At 59.3% G+C, this 14,408-nt stretch carries 16 protein-coding genes; 8 read left to right on the top strand and 8 right to left on the bottom strand.

What is annotated here, in order from left to right:
- Nucleotides 1–84: 84 nt before the first annotated feature.
- The 3 genes from HZB23_04025 to HZB23_04015 all read right to left on the bottom strand — a co-directional run bounded on the left by HZB23_04025 (nucleotide 85) and on the right by HZB23_04015 (nucleotide 702).
- Nucleotides 85–300, bottom strand: coding sequence for a hypothetical protein (locus HZB23_04025; GenBank protein MBI5843820.1), 216 nt, complete (start codon nucleotides 298–300; stop codon nucleotides 85–87).
- A gap of 33 nt (nucleotides 301–333) precedes the next feature.
- On the bottom strand, nucleotides 334–477 hold the full coding sequence (locus HZB23_04020; GenBank protein MBI5843819.1) for a hypothetical protein: 144 nt from the start codon (nucleotides 475–477) through the stop codon (nucleotides 334–336).
- Between the two features lie 81 nt (nucleotides 478–558).
- Nucleotides 559–702: a hypothetical protein gene (locus HZB23_04015; GenBank protein MBI5843818.1), complete on the bottom strand. Its 144-nt coding sequence runs from the start codon at nucleotides 700–702 to the stop codon at nucleotides 559–561.
- A gap of 521 nt (nucleotides 703–1,223) precedes the next feature.
- On the opposite strand from HZB23_04015, the gene HZB23_04010 reads away from it, so the two are divergent.
- Together HZB23_04010 and HZB23_04005 are read left to right on the top strand one after the other, a co-directional pair.
- A complete protein-coding gene (locus HZB23_04010; GenBank protein MBI5843817.1) occupies nucleotides 1,224–1,697 on the top strand; it encodes a hypothetical protein in 474 nt (157 codons plus the stop codon).
- Nucleotides 1,698–1,948: 251 nt separating this feature from the next.
- The gene (locus HZB23_04005; GenBank protein MBI5843816.1) at nucleotides 1,949–2,884 is read left to right on the top strand and encodes a HAMP domain-containing histidine kinase; all 936 of its coding nucleotides are present in this window, start codon (nucleotides 1,949–1,951) and stop codon (nucleotides 2,882–2,884) included.
- Between the two features lie 50 nt (nucleotides 2,885–2,934).
- Here HZB23_04005 and HZB23_04000 read toward each other — a convergent pair whose 3' ends face one another.
- The 5 genes from HZB23_04000 to HZB23_03980 form a co-directional block, all read right to left on the bottom strand.
- Nucleotides 2,935–3,960 carry a 3-oxoacyl-ACP synthase III gene (locus tag HZB23_04000; GenBank protein MBI5843815.1) on the bottom strand — a complete coding sequence of 342 codons (1,026 nt, stop codon included), beginning with the start codon at nucleotides 3,958–3,960 and terminating at the stop codon, nucleotides 2,935–2,937.
- Nucleotides 3,960–4,313: a hypothetical protein gene (locus HZB23_03995; GenBank protein MBI5843814.1), complete on the bottom strand. Its 354-nt coding sequence runs from the start codon at nucleotides 4,311–4,313 to the stop codon at nucleotides 3,960–3,962. Before HZB23_03995 ends, HZB23_04000 begins: the two co-directional genes overlap by 1 nt.
- Nucleotides 4,314–4,539: 226 nt before the next feature.
- Nucleotides 4,540–5,547 (bottom strand): (Fe-S)-binding protein, encoded by a 1,008-nt coding sequence (locus HZB23_03990; protein ID MBI5843813.1) that lies wholly within the window; start codon nucleotides 5,545–5,547, stop codon nucleotides 4,540–4,542.
- Nucleotides 5,548–5,699: 152 nt separating this feature from the next.
- Complete coding sequence (locus tag HZB23_03985; GenBank protein ID MBI5843812.1) at nucleotides 5,700–6,194, bottom strand: rhodanese-like domain-containing protein; 495 nt, start codon at nucleotides 6,192–6,194, stop codon at nucleotides 5,700–5,702.
- 27 nt (nucleotides 6,195–6,221) lie between these two features.
- Entirely contained in the window at nucleotides 6,222–6,725 is a 504-nt protein-coding gene (locus tag HZB23_03980; GenBank protein ID MBI5843811.1) for a DoxX family membrane protein, read from the bottom strand.
- A 252-nt stretch (nucleotides 6,726–6,977) separates the two neighbouring features.
- Here HZB23_03980 and HZB23_03975 point away from each other — a divergent pair, with 252 nt between their 5' ends.
- The 6 genes from HZB23_03975 to HZB23_03950 are packed head-to-tail and all read left to right on the top strand — an operon-like array spanning nucleotide 6,978 to nucleotide 14,341.
- Complete coding sequence (locus HZB23_03975; GenBank protein MBI5843810.1) at nucleotides 6,978–7,916, top strand: LD-carboxypeptidase; 939 nt, start codon at nucleotides 6,978–6,980, stop codon at nucleotides 7,914–7,916.
- Nucleotides 7,913–9,037 carry a serine hydrolase gene (locus HZB23_03970; protein ID MBI5843809.1) on the top strand — a complete coding sequence of 375 codons (1,125 nt, stop codon included), beginning with the start codon at nucleotides 7,913–7,915 and terminating at the stop codon, nucleotides 9,035–9,037. Before HZB23_03975 ends, HZB23_03970 begins: the two co-directional genes overlap by 4 nt.
- A gap of 20 nt (nucleotides 9,038–9,057) precedes the next feature.
- Nucleotides 9,058–10,131 carry a glycosyltransferase family 4 protein gene (locus tag HZB23_03965; GenBank protein MBI5843808.1) on the top strand — a complete coding sequence of 358 codons (1,074 nt, stop codon included), beginning with the start codon at nucleotides 9,058–9,060 and terminating at the stop codon, nucleotides 10,129–10,131.
- 28 nt (nucleotides 10,132–10,159) lie between these two features.
- Nucleotides 10,160–11,317 carry a glycosyltransferase family 4 protein gene (locus HZB23_03960; GenBank protein MBI5843807.1) on the top strand — a complete coding sequence of 386 codons (1,158 nt, stop codon included), beginning with the start codon at nucleotides 10,160–10,162 and terminating at the stop codon, nucleotides 11,315–11,317.
- Complete coding sequence (locus HZB23_03955; protein MBI5843806.1) at nucleotides 11,314–12,240, top strand: glycosyltransferase; 927 nt, start codon at nucleotides 11,314–11,316, stop codon at nucleotides 12,238–12,240. The genes HZB23_03960 and HZB23_03955 overlap by 4 nt, the downstream gene beginning before the upstream one ends.
- Nucleotides 12,221–14,341: a glycosyltransferase gene (locus HZB23_03950; GenBank protein MBI5843805.1), complete on the top strand. Its 2,121-nt coding sequence runs from the start codon at nucleotides 12,221–12,223 to the stop codon at nucleotides 14,339–14,341. The genes HZB23_03955 and HZB23_03950 overlap by 20 nt, the downstream gene beginning before the upstream one ends.
- The last annotated feature ends 67 nt before the right edge of the window (nucleotides 14,342–14,408 follow it).

Here is a 14,408-nt window from a genome sequence, read left to right as displayed (position 1 = left end):
TGTCTCATACCAGATTCCGTTGAAGGTATAAAGGCAAAAACGCTTTTTGTACCTTGAAGCGAAAAATCCCGTCTCAAGGCCCGATCAAGGAGCTTTCACAAGATTTTCCGTGCACTGCCGCCTGATTGGCCTGCCAAGCAAAAGCAGGGCGTATCCGAAGCGGCTGTAAGCCAGGGCGTAAAGGGGAAAACCGGGCGTTATCACGTCCTGCCCCGTCGACTTTCCAGTTATGGTGCGAAGTCCGGTTATGTTCATGGCTTCCTCCTTCACATCGAGCGCTTTTCCGTTCAAAAGGCTCATCAGGCAAATTCCCGAAAATCGGGCAGCTTGCCGTTACTTCTTTTCCCCGCTCTTTCTGGCGGAAAACCGGGCCATGCCGAAGCGGCTGTAGGCCAGGGCGTACAGGGGGAAATCCGGGGTGATGACATCCAGACCGGCGACCTTTTCCATTCCCAACTTCTGGCTCGTTCTTTTCATGGCTTCCTCCTTTAAGAAATGCGGCTTTTGCCGATTATTGACGCTTGTGGCCGACAGGCCAAAAAACCCGAACGGATGACCCTACTTCTTTTCCCCGCTCTTTTTTCCGGAAAACCGGGCCATGCCGAAGCGGCTGTAGGCCAGGGCGTACAGGGGGAAATCCGGGGTGATGACGTCCAGACCGGCGACCTTGTCCATTCCTATTTTCTGGCTCGTTCTTTTCATGGCTTCCTCCTTTGTCGGTTTTCGTCAGGTTCCGGGACACTCTTTTGCGCATCAGTTTTTATGTTTGTACCGCAATTCGTTTTTACAATTGCGCGTACAGTTGTACGAACATATATAATTACGTCTTTTCCGCTTGTCAAGCATTTTTTTTAACACTTTTTTAACAATTCAATATTAAAGGTAATTATTGCATATTTTTAAATTGAGCCCTAATTTATAAGCATCTTTAACCCGGCTTTTTCGGAAAGCCGCGCGCGCAAAGGACGGATTCAAGGCCGCCAGCAAGGCTGATTTCAGCGTTTGCCATGATTTCCGCCCGATTCGGGAGGCAGGGTGACCCGCCCGGGTCGAAAAATTCGTCGCCTGGGCTCCCTGACAATTCACCGGCCTCCGAAATCCGGCCCGACTGTAAAAAATACACGAAAAGCCGCCTGTTTTGACGAGTTCATCTTGCCAAGGGCGCGGTTCATCCGCTATACTGTGGAAAGCTGCGAAAAACGATAACCGAAAGGCCCAACAACATGTCCCTGAAAGACAAGCTGGAAAAAATCAGGCTCGAAAAGCAGACCATGCAGGTGGACTGGACCAAGCGCCGGGACGAGTGGATACTGGAAGTCAAAAAACTCTATGAAGAGGTGGCGAGCTGGTTCGAGGACCTTCTGGCGTCGGGCTTCATCCGCATCGGCATTCGCAGCAAGACCCTGATCGAGGATTACATCGGCAAGTACGACATCGAGGTGATGGAGATGGACCTTTCGGTCTATCCCTCCGTGGTGCTGGAGCCGGTGGCCAGAAACGTTTTGGGTTACTCCGGGCGGATAGACCTTTATCTTAAGGGCCACGACACCAACCGGATGATGCTTTTCCTTGTGGAGGAGGAGGGCGCGCCCAGCCGCTGGGAGCTTGTGAAGAACACCTATAAGAAAGAGCACGTGAACTTCGACAAGGAAGCCCTGGAAAAAATTCTCGAATACTGGCTGGATTCCTGGTCCTGATACGGATTAATCCAATGGACGGGACCCCGATGGCTTATTCCGGCGACGCAAAATTCGCCCCCGCGCAAAAAATCCCCCGTACCGAAGCCTTTGCCGCATACTAGGAGATAGCAAGGATACCCCTGCTTCTCGCCCAGTTCGACCAGGGCCCCAACATTCTTCTGCTCCTGGACAAAAAGCGCCGGATAGTCTTCGCCAACCGCGCTTTTTTGAGTCTCATGGGCTTTGAAACGGTGGGTCAGGTGATCGGCATGAAGCCGGGGGACGCCTTCAACTGCGTTCACGCAAAGGTTTGCAGCGGAGGATGCGGCACAAGCGAATTTTGCAGCAAGTGCGGGGCCATCAACGCGATAATCGCCGCCCAGAAGGGCGCTGACGCTGTCGAGGAATGCCGGGTGGCCCGCAACGACTGGGACGCCCTGGACCTCAGGGTCTGGACCAGCCCCATTATGGTGGGCAGTTTGATGCTCACCATGTTCATAGCCTTGGACATAAGCCATGAAAAGCGGCGCATCGCGCTTGAGAGGGCCTTTTTCCACGATGTATTGAACATCGCGGGAAACATAAAAAACCTCTCTGTGATGTTTCCGGACGGAAGCGTGGAAAGCGACGAGCTTCGTGAACTTTTAAGGGTAAGTTCGGACCAGCTCATAGAGGAGATTCTGCGGCACAGGGAACTGACCCTTGCGGAAACCGGCGAACTCGTGGTTCATCCGGTAAAGGTCTCTTGCCGCGAGCTTCTTTCCGAAACCGTCAACCTGTACTCATCCCACAGGTCGGCCTACGGAAGGCTCATCAGCATAGCCGACTCCACAAAGGAATCCCACTGGATAACGGACCGGGTTCTTGCCAAGCGGGTGGTGGGAAACATGCTGAAAAACGCCCTGGAGGCGTCCAGGCCCAAGGAGACCGTAACCCTGGGCTGCGAACGGGAAGATGCCCACGTGAGACTTTGGGTCCACAACAGCGCCTACATGCCAAAGGACGTGAGCCTTCAGCTTTTCAAGCGGTCCTTTTCCACCAAGGGGCCGGGGCGCGGCCTTGGCACCTACAGCATGAAAATCATAACCGAGCGCTACCTTTCGGGCCGGGTCGACTTCACCACCTCGAAAAAAGACGGAACCACATTTTTCATACATCTGCCCTTGTCCGGCCCGGCAAACGAACACGTCTTAACCTTCGCCTGAAATCCGCTTTTTCCCCAGGCATCTTCCCTGCGCGCAGGCGGCCTACGCCTTCATGACACCGGCCAGTAGAGGCTCATCATGGAGCAGTTGAGGCCGGAGCCTATTCCCAGAAGCGCCGCCCTCATTCCGGGGGCAAATCGTCCGTCGTCTTCGGACAGGGCCAGGGTTATGGGTATGGCCGCCGGGCCGATGTTTCCGAGATACTGAAAATTGAGCGCCGCCTTGTCCGCCGTAAGCCCAAGGGTGCGGGTTAAGACCAGCATGTTTCTGGCGCTCACCTGGTGGGGCACGTAGAGGTCGATGCTCCCGTCACCCCACCCGTCGATGGCGCTTTCGGCCTTTTTCCAGGTGTCGTGGGCGAGCTTCACCCCGTGCTTCATCACCATCGGCGCGTCGGCGGTCATGCGGTCGCGGTGCCCCAGGCACAGGCGGCAGTGCTCGGTGGCCGCAAGGCTCACCGATCCTTCTATCACGGGCCGCCCAAAAGCCAGGTCCTCCCTGGTGAGAATCATGGCCGCAGCCCCGGAACCCAGGGTGAGGGTGGCGAAATTGTCCTGAAAGACCTGGGCCGTGACTCCTGGTTCAAGAAGCATCCTCACGGTGTTCTCCAGGGGCTCGCGGGAGCTTTCCCCAGCCACCACCATGCCGCTTCTTATGCGCCCGGTCTCTATCATCATGGATACCGTGTTGATGCCGTCCAGAAAACCCAGGCATGCGTTTCCAACGTCGAAATTGACGCAATGGGGCGAAAGCCCAAGACCGTGGTGGACCAGGCTCGCCACCGAAGGCTCCAGATAGTCCTTGGAAACCGAGGTGCTGACGAGGCAGCCCAGGCGGTCCGGCGAAAGGCCGCTTTTTTCCAGCGCCTTCCGGCCAGCCAGGATGGCGGCTGCGGAGGGCGTCACGCCGGGGTCCCAGAGTCGCCTCTCCCTTATGCCGGTAAGGCCCACCATGATCCCCTTAGGGTAGGTGAGACGGGCCAGGACGGGCGAGAGCAGTTCTTCTATGGCGGCGCTTTCAACCACGTTTTCGGGAAGCACTGCGGCGACGGAGAGAATTGCGGTGCGAAAGGGCATTACGGGGCCTTGTCCTTACGAATGACAGCCATGCGTGCGCGGGCGAAAACCAGAAGCGTGGCGATTCCGGCCAGGGGGACGGCGGCGCGGGGCATGCCGTTTGCGGCCATTAAAATAGCCGCCAGAGCCAGAAGGGCAGTGGAACTCCAGAGGCCCGCAGCCTGGATGGCCGGAAAAAATATGGCCACCCCGCACGCGGCCTGGACCAGCCCGAAAACCCTCATGGCCCATAGCGGAGCGCCTATGGTCAGAAAGGTGTCCTGTTCTATGGGAATTCCCGCCAGCTTTATGCCGCCCAGAATAATGGCCAGGATGGGCAGAACCACGCGCAGGATATCGTAGGTTTTTTTCATGGATCAAACCCCCGGAAAATTTGGCCCGGATTGGATATGGCTCGCTGTAAAGGGCGGGGCCGGCCGGTCGCCCGCCGCCTCCCCCCCAAGGGTCGCCGCCTGTGGGATATCGATTTCTATGGGCCTGACTATACCCCGGCATACACCATTAGTAAAGCATTTTGGAAGGCGGGGCGAGCGCATACGGCAGGGAAAGGCTTGCAGGGGGGGAAACCTGAAGACCCCATCAGCGCCCGATCATGCGGGAAAGGCGGCGCTTGAGCAAAAGCCTTCGGGCATAGGCTCGCGGATGGCGGTAAACGCGAAAAGGCCCGCCGCCCTTGGGCCTGAGAAGGTGGTCCAGCACGTGATCCGCGCCAAGGACCTCTGCGCAGCAGGAACAGTATGTGAATATCCGCCGTCCCCCGGCCTGGAGCCCGATTGTTCCGGCCTGATCCGGGTTGTCCGCCCCGACGCCCTTTCCGCAGCAGAGGGACGTCTGCCGGAAATTTTCCATTTCCGACAACCCGGCTCCCATGCCGCAGAGAAGATGCCTTACCGCTTCATGCAGGCCCTCGCTGTTCCGGGTCGCGCAGGGGTCGTGAACGCAGATTTCCCCGGTCAGTTTTTCCGGCGAAGGCCCTCCGTGTCCGGCGAAGAACTCATATACCGTGGAAACGTCAAGGTCGGGGTTCATTGCAAGGGTGGCCTGGCAGCCGGGGCAGGCGGTCAGAACGCGCCTTATCCCCCTTTGGGCGAACCTTAGGGAAAGGGCGGTGAACCGCCTTCCGAAAACTGCCGTCCGCCCCATGTCGTGGGAGGGGCGGATGCAGCAGTCCAGCACCACTCCGATATCGGGCAGGTGTTTTTTAAGGGCCAGAAAACATGCTTCGGTGGTTTCGGGCCTTGTTCCGGCCAGGGAGCAGCCTGGGAAAAACACCGTGTCGCAGTTTTTTGGGAGGGCGTAAAGAACAAAGGGAAACGATGCCCCCACGGCCTCGTGGCGGGCAAGCCCTGAAAGATGCTGCGGCCTTTCGGAAACCCCGGCCCGCAGAGCCAGAAACACCGAGGCAGGGTCCAGCCCCTCCGGGCAAAGCTCGGTGCAAAGCCCGCACACCATGCAGGAAAAGGCCATATCAGCGGCGTCAGGCCCAGCGACTATGCTTCCGGGCGGGCCGTTTTCCGCAAGGAACCCGCAGGCCGTGACGCATTTGCCGCACCGGTTGCACCTTATTTCAAAGATGCTGTCGGACATTAAGGCATTCCGGTTTTCTGGTTTCATATCCGGTGGTTACATGGAAGTGATTTTTCGCCCGGATCATGAAAAAAGGCGGGCGAAGGGCCACTAACGGCCAAATCGCCCGCAGTCATAACACATCATAAAAATATGCAAGACCCGGCCCGGCCTTACACTTTTCCAGCCTTGAACCCCTGTTCCTTCCACGCCTTTATGCCCCCCGGACACCGCACCACGTCGGTATAGCCCAGCTTTTTGGCCCACATGGCACCGTTGTGGCTGCGCCCGCACTTGGTGAACCCGCAGTAGAAGACCAGGGTGCGGTTTTTATCGGCTCCCAGGGCCTTCTCGAATTTTTCCTTCAGGGCCTGATCCATGTCCTTCATTTCCGGAATGGGAAGCTCAAAGCAGATCGCGCCCGGGATGTGCTCCTTTTTGAAGCTGTCCTCGTATGGCATGGTGTCAACGATGAGCATGGGCTTTTTTGCTTCCACCCACTTGGAAAGCTCGGTGGTTGAAACCAGCCTGTAACCGCCCCTGATGGTTTCGCCCGTGAGCTTGATCGCCGTGGCCTCGACCTCGGATTCCTTGGCACCCATGCCCCAGGCGCAGAGGGTAAGCACCAGAAGACCCAACAGTCCAAGCGCAAGAGATTTTTTCAGCATTTTACCTCCCTACAAGTGTTTGATTTTTCACATCATGCGGCGCAACTTGTAAAAACTGCGCCATACGTAAAGGGAAAAGGCCCCGGCCATCATCATCAGGTCCCGGTAAAGGGCCATGCGAAGGTCATGGTGTTCGGCCTGTTCGCTTGCGGAAAAGCACCCGCAGTCAACATTCAGGTCGTTCAAAACTCCGAACCACAAGACGATGGAGAAAACGGCAAGAAGCCCGGTTATGACGGACAAGGAGCCCCGGCGGTCGGCCATGAGGCCCGCGCCAGCGGCTATTTCCACCAGACAGAAAAAGACGGCGGCGTAAATGCACAGGCTGTCCGGCAAAAGGCCGTAGGAGCAGATGGAAACCGAAAAGGCCTTGAGTTCGAGGATTTTTCCGCTTCCTGCGTAGAGAAAGACCCCGCCTATGGCAATTCTTAAGGCCCGGTAGAAAAAAAGCGAAAGCGCACCGGGCCGCTCAGGGCTTCCGTTCTCCTCAGCCGTGCTTGCCGCGCCGTCATACGCCACACCGTTTTTCATCTTCGGTTTAACTCCCAAGTAATTTTCGGGCAAGGCATATAAGGCTATTAGCTATAAATCAAATTGATAATTCCTATAAAACCCGGACGGCCCATAGACAAATTCGCCTTAATGGACATAAATCAGCCGGAGAGAAAAGAACCGTCCATCTGTAATGGAAAAATCGGGCTTTTCATGTTATGCTGAAGAATTAGCGTAAATTACGGCAGGCCTGACCCAAACGCTCCACATGACAGCGAATCGCCAAAGACCATGAACCGACCCATCATCCGACCCGAAGCCCTTCTTCCCGGAGATGCCATAGGCATCGCCGCCCCCGCGTCCTGCTTCGATCCCGGCCTTTACGAACGCGGCCTGGCCGTGCTGCAAAGGCTCGGATATCGGGTGGAAATCCCGGAGGGACTTTTCAGGCGAAACGGCTACCTTGCCGGAACCGACGCCGAGCGGGCCGGGCTTTTCCTCAACCTTTGGCAGGACCCTTCCATCAAGGCCGTGTTCTGCGTACGCGGCGGCTACGGGGCCATGCGCATACTAACCCTTCTGGACCCGGATTTGATCCGGGCGACCCCCAAGATTTTCATGGGCTTTTCGGACCTGACCGCTATTCTGGTGCATCTTGCCCAAAACTGCGGGGTGGCCGCCTTCCATGGCCCGGTCCTCACCGCCCTTTCCTGCTGCGCCGACCCGGAAGCCGAAATCTCGGCCATAAGAAGCGCCCTAAGCCCCGAAGCGCCCCTTTCCATAACGCCCTCCAGGCCCCTGGTTCTCCATCCGGGACGAGCAGAGGGAGCAGTCATCGGCGGCAACCTCACCATCCTCACCCATCTCATCGGAACCCCCTTCGCCCCCAGGCTTTCCGGGTGCATCCTCTTTATCGAGGACTGCCGGGAGGCCCCCTACAGGGTGGACCGGATGCTGACCCACATGCGCCTTGCCGGAGCCCTGGACGGCCTTTCCGGCGTGGCTGTGGGCACCTTCGACGGCTGCGGCGCGGAAAACGGGGTGATGGCGGTGATAAGGGATGCCTTCGAGGGCGACGGAATCCCCGTGCTGGCGGGCTTCGACTCCGGCCACGGACCGAGAAACCGGGCCTTTCCCATGGGGATTTCAGCCGTCCTCGACACAGAAAAGGGAGTCCTCGAATACGGCTCACCAGCCACCGTCAGGCAGAAGACCGGGGGGCCATCTTGAAAATCAGCATGGAGAAAACACGGGCCATGATGGAGGACGCAGTAAGTAAGGGAGTGTTCCCGTCTGCGGTCCTCCTGGTGGGGACCAGCGGGGAAATCCTGTACCAAAAGGCCTTCGGCCTGGCCCGGCCCTACGAGAAAGGGGCCGCCGAAACGGGAACCTTCTATGACCTGGCCTCCCTCACCAAGCCCCTGGCCACGGCGGCCTGCGCAATGACCCTGGTAGAGGACGGACGCCTCGACCTTTCCGCCACCCTTTCCGACCTTCTTCCGGGCGTTTTCGGGCCGGACAAGGCGGGCGTCACCGTTGCCCAGCTCTTGGGCCACGCGTCGGGCTTCGCGGCTCACAGGAAGTGGTACTTAAAGCTCCAGTTCCTCCCGGCGGCCCACAGGAGAAGGAAACTTCTTAAACTCCTGGTTGAGGAACCACTGGAATACGAGCCCGGAACCCGCACGGTTTACAGCGATCTGGGCTACATGGCCCTTCTGGAGGTCCTGGAACGCGCGGCTGGCCTGTCCCTGGACCGCCTCATGAATGAAGCCGTCTGCGAGCCCCTGGGAATCAGCGACCTTTTTTACATCCCCCTTGAAAGCGGCCTGATCCCGTCGTTCAAGCGCAAGCGGGAACAGATTCTGGAAGGCCGCTCCTTCGCCGCCACCGAGGCCTGCCCCTGGCGGGGGCGGCTCCTGGTGGGGGAGGTCCACGACGACAACGCCTGGGTGACGGGCGGAGTCGCGGCCCATTCCGGCCTTTTCGGCACCGCTTCCGAGGTCTGGCGGCTGTGCGCGGAAATGTTATCGGCCTGTTACGGAAAAAGCGAAACCGTTTTCAAAAGGCGCACCGTGGAGGAGTTCTTTACCCGCAAGGAGGGGCCGGGCGGCTTTACTCTGGGCTTTGACACCCCCACCCGGCCAGGGTCCAGTTCCGGGCGATTCTTTTCGGACCTAACCGTGGGGCACCTTGGCTTCACCGGAACCAGCTTCTGGGCCGACATCGAAAAAAACGTCATCGCCGTCCTTCTCTCGAATAGGGTTCACCCGGACCGGTCCAATGAAAAAATAAGGGCGTTCAGGCCCCTGGTCCACGACTCCATAATGGAGGAACTGGGCCTTTCGGCCTGATCCGCCGGTTTCGGAAATTTATGAAAATCGGGCTAAACGCATCCTTTTTTCCGGCCTTTAAGGGCGGCGGCATAGAACGCGCCATAAGATGCCTGGTCAGCTCGCTGGGAAGGATCGCGAAAGGGCACGATTTCGTGCTTTTTTCCGGGCGCGGAAACGCCGGGACCTTCGAACTGCCGGGCAATTTTTCCGAGCATTTTTTGCCCCTAAACCCCGAAAACCGGGTTTCCAGGGTCTTTTTCGAGCAGGCGGTCCTGCCAGTCCTGGTTAAACGCGAAAAAATAGAGGTCCTTATCTCGCCCGGAAACATGGCGGCCCTTTTCGCCCCCTGCCAAGAGGTCCTGATTCTTCACGACTGCGTTCCCTGGGCGGAATCGGCGTGTTACGGGGCGCTTCACCGGACGGCCTTGAAGGCTCTCTTCCTCCTTTCGGCGAGGCGGGCGGAAAGAATCGTTGTCCCGTCCCGGTTTTCACGGGCCGAGGCCGTGAGGCATCTGGGAGTCGCCCCCGAAAGGATGATGGTCGCACCGGAATCCGGGGAGCACTTGCCGTTTTTTTCAGACGAACGGAATCCGCCCGGCGGGTTCATCCTGTGCATTTCTTCAGCCGCCGCACACAAGAACGCTGATGGCCTCCTTGCCGCCTACGCCGTTTTAAGAAGGGATTTCGGCGTAAAAATCCCCCTGGTGATGGTGGGGGTGGCCGAAAAGCCCGGAAATTCCGGAGTGGTTTTCCGCAAGACGGTTTCCGAGAAATGCCTCCACGCCCTCTATTCCTGGGCTGCTCTTGCGGTGGCTCCCTCCTTTTACGAGGGCTTCGGGCTGGCTGCGGCGGAGGCCATGCAGGCAGGGACGCCGCTGGCAGTGTCCAGGATACCGGCCCTTGTGGAGACAACGGGAGGGGCGGCCATGTATTTCGATCCGAGAGACCCTCTGGACATGGCGCGGGCCATCAACGCGATCCTGTGCGATTCCGCCCTTTCCGAACGCCTTGCAGCGGCGGGCCGGAAAAGGGCCGAAAGCCTCAGGTGGGACGATTTCGCCCTGAAGGTGATGAAGGCGGTTAAATCGTGCCTTGAAAAAAAACCGGCATAAGGAAGGAAATCGGAATCTTTCCCGCGAAATGGAAGGAAGAAACCCCACATACGCCCGCCCCTTGCGGATACTTTTCATCCTGGAATACTACCCCCCCCACGTGGGCGGCGGGGAGACCCTGTTCCGGGACCTTGCCGCAGGCCTTGTTGCAGCCGGGCACTCCTGCGAGGTAGTGACCGCGAGGCTTGCCGGAACACCCGTTTACGAGGAAAGGGACGGCGTCAAAATCCACCGGGTGCGGGTCCCCAAAAAAGGCGACCGCCACTGGTTCACCTTTTTCGCCCTGCCACTGTGCCTTAAGCTCGCGCGCGAAGCGGACGTCATCCACACCATGACCTACAACGCGGCCCTGCCAGCCTGGCTCGCGGCCCGGATGCGGAGAAAGCCCGCCCTTATCCTGGTTCACGAGGTTCTGGGCCGCTCCTGGAAAGACCTTGGCTTTTCCCCAGCCCTTTCGTCCCTTTACCGCTTTCTGGAAGCCCTGGTGCTGGCTCTGCCCTTTGACGCATACCCGGCCAACTCCCGCGCCACCTTCAAGGCCCTCGCCCGAAGCGGGGTCGGCCTTTCGCGCCTTAGGCTGGTTTATCCGGGCGTTGACAGGTCCCTTTTTTCGGCCCCTCCGAAAATCCCGCGCCGAAGGATTCGGGAGGCCCTTGAAATCCCGCACGACGCGCCGGTGGCCCTTTATTTCGGACGCCCCGGGCACGCCAAGGGGGTCCACGTGCTGGTGAAGGCGGCGGCCCTGGTGAGGGAAGCTCTGCCGGATTTCCGGCTACTGCTGGTTCTCTCGCCGGACCCTCCGGCGGGCTTCAAACGGGTGAAGGCCCTGGCCGACGCCCTGCCGCCGGGGCTCGCCTTCATCATCCCGCCCGTGGACAGGGGCCTTCTTCCATCCTTGCTGGCCGCAAGCGACGTGGTGTGCGTGCCCTCCCTCACCGAGGGCTTCGGCTTCACCTGCGCCGAATCCTGCGCGGCCCGCGTGCCCGTTGTGGCGACATGCGCGGGCTCGATTCCGGAAGTCATATCGGGGGCCTTCATGCTGGTTCCCCCGGACTCCCCCCAGGCCCTGGCCGTCGGCATCGTGAAGGCCCTTTTGGGCCGGAGCCTGAAAAGCCCGTTAAAACACTTCGATTCGGCCTCAATGGTGACGGCCCACGTCGGCCTTTACCGGAGGCTCTGCCCGTGAAGTCAGGGGTCTCGGTCATAATCTGCGCTCAAAACGCGGAAGGGCCAGTGGGAGCTCTCCTGGAAAACCTTTCCCGACAGGCTAAGGGCCTTTCGGAAGGGGCCGCCATCGAAGTCATCGTGGCGGATTCGGCATCATCGGATGGGACCGCGCAAAAGGCCGAGGAAGCGGGAAAAGGCTGCGCGTTTCCGGTGAAAGTCATCAGGATCGAAACCCCCGGCAAGTCGAAGGCCTTGAACGCGGCCCTGAACGCGGCACGGGGCGACATTCTTGCCTTTCTTGATGATGATGTGATCCCCGCCAAAAACTGGCTGAAAAACCTGATCCGGGCCTTTTCGGAATCGGAAGCCGATATTTTGGGTGGCAGGATAAGCGCCGAATGGACCGAGGGCATGGCGCCTTCCTGGTTTACCCCGGCGGTGGCGGCCTTCACACCTGTCCACGGCTTAAACGCCGGAATCAGGGCCTATGATCCGCCCTTTTCATCGCCGGTGGGGGCCAATTTCGCCGTAAGGCAGGCGGTTTTCGACAAGATCGGGCCTTTTGACGAAAAACTGGGGCACATCGGAAAAACGCCCTACGGGGCCGAGGAGAGCGAGCTTGCCTTCCGGGCCGCAAGGGCCGGTTTTTCTGCGGTTTACGACCCGGACGTGGCGGTGGTCCACCCTTTTTCCCGTTCCTTCTGGAACCCCGCCTCCATGCTTCGCCGGGCCTTTTATCAGGGGCTGGGAATGGCCCGGTTCATGAACCGCCACGGGCTTGCCGTAAAGGGGAACCCGTGGCTTTCAGCCCGCTTTAAGCCAAAGGAGGGCGCGGAAAGGGGACGCCCCGGGAAATCGCCCAAAAAAGGCCGCAACGCACTTTATTTTTTGCTCAAAACATCTCTTTACGCCGGGTATCTATATGGATGCGTATTCCGCTGACCCAGCCGGGAAGCCGCCCTTAAAATGGATGGAGGCCCTTCATTCCACGGTCCTGGCCGACACGGCGCTTCCCCGCGTGCGGGAGTCCTTTCCGTCCGAGTCCTCCTACGAGGCCTGGCTTTCCTCCCACGGCCTTCCGGGGGCCGGGACAAGGCGGCTTCTTGTCACGCGGGAACACGCGGATTTCGGCTATTCGGGAGGAATAGGAACGTACTGCGCGGAGCTTTGCGGGCTTTTGGGAAGCGAAGCCCCCGCCGTGGCCTACCTTGGCCGGGACAACAGGAACCCGGGGCTTTTTCCATCGGGCAAATTCCTTCAAAAACACCGCTGGATAACGCCCGCCGTGTTTCTGCCGGAGCCCGTCTTCACCGCCCTGCCCCAGGAGGAGCTGGCCCTCTATCTGGTTTTGGCGGCCACGGCCCTTTATCCGGGCCTCGAAACGGTGGAGGTCCAGGACTGCGACGGCGTGGGCGCGCGCATAATCCAGGCGAAAGAGGCCGGAATCCTGCCGGAGGCCCTTGAAATCGAAATCACCGCTCACGGAACCCAGGTTTACGTGGAAAACGCCTCCGGGATTCCTAAGGGCGATTGCGACCACCTTCGCCGCATGGCCCTTGAAAAAACCGCCCTGGAGCGGGCCGACCGGGTGATCTTCCCCACCCGTTTCCTGCAGGATCTGTACGCGAAAAAAGGCTGCAGAATCGCGCCAGAAAAAAGCCGGATACTGCGCTATCCCTTCACCCTGCCCGGAAACCCGCCGGATTTTTCGACAAGGCCCTTTTCCACCCTGGTTTTTTACGGTCGCACCGACCGCATGAAGGGCTTCGACATCTTCGCCATAGCCCTCCTTCTTCTGCCCCCGGAAATTCTTGAAAAAATCGGCGAAATCATCATTCTGGGCAAGGCCGACCCCCACATGTCCTTCGAAAACCGGGCGCTTGCGGAAATCGGGCGAAGGGTGAAGATTACCCGGCAGGACCTTTCCCGGAAGGCCGCCGTGGCGCTTCTTTCCCGGCTCGGCCCGGAATGCCTCGTGATCTGCCCGTACAGGGCCGACAACCACCCCAACTGCGTAATGGAGGCCCAGTTCTGCGGCTGTGGCCTTCTTGCCTCCAACACCGGCGGAATCCCGGAGCTGGTTCCCGAAAAATTTCATTCGGACATCCTTTTCCGGCCCGACCCGGAAAGCCTTGCCCGGGCCACTGAAAGGGCCGTAAGCCGCTCGCCGGAAAGGACGGCGCAGATCGCGGAAGGCGTCTTCAACGAGAGCCGGAAGGTCCAGGAAAGGGTCAATATGGCCCACCTTGAGCGCGTGGGCCATATTGGGCCAAAAAAGCCCATTACGGGCGCGGCCGGGAAAAATTCGCCCGATGGGCGCTTTCGACCCAATCTGGCCCTGGTGGTATCGGGCGGGGAAGGCCCGGCAACCGAAGATAAAGCCGGATTCGGGGACGGCCCTCCCCCCCTCGTTCTTCATCTGAAAAAGGACAACTCTGCGGAAATCCGTTCGGCCCTGGCTGCCCATGAACCCGATTTCGCGGCCTTCGCCAGCCATGACGCAGCCTTTCAACCGGGTTTTCTTACGGCCCTTTCCGGCTTTCTGGAGAAAAACCCCGGATTCGACGCCGTGACCGGCCATTTTCTTCTCGATGGCGGGCCTGAGGCTGGCCGGGTTCTGCGCCCCCTGGGGGAGGGGCTCGTTTACTCGATCGGGGACAATTTTGACCCATACCGGGGCGGAATGATCCGATTTTCAGCCTGGAAGGAGCTTGCCGGAGCGCCCCTCACCTTTTCCGGCTGCGTCCGCTCCATCCTGTGCTCTGGCAGACCCGTTGGCGTGATCCCCAAAAAGGTGGCGTCTCTGCAAGACGATCCCCCGCCCTTTTCCGGCCTTTCTGGCGCGGCCCTTCCGGGAATGAGCCTTTTCGAGTCTCATCGGATGGCGGCGGCCCTCACTCAGTTCCGGCAGATTCAGGAGTCCCCGGCCTGGACCGTGGCCGCAGAGGTCGCCCACAACCCGCGCCTTCTGGCCCTGGGTCGGCTTTTTTTCCGGATACTTGGCGCGGTCTTCAGGCTGAGGGAAAAAATCTCCGGCCCGTGAAGGGGCTTTCTTTTCCGGCTTTTAAAAGCATATTGCCCTTGTTCCCCACCTTTATTATAGGAAATGC

The sequence above is a fragment of the Deltaproteobacteria bacterium genome, assembly GCA_016235345.1.
Taxonomy (GTDB): domain Bacteria; phylum Desulfobacterota; class Desulfobacteria; order Desulfobacterales; family Desulfatibacillaceae; genus JACRLG01.
Note: the sequence above shows the minus strand (reverse complement) of the source record. Positions and strands in the feature narration are given on the sequence as shown.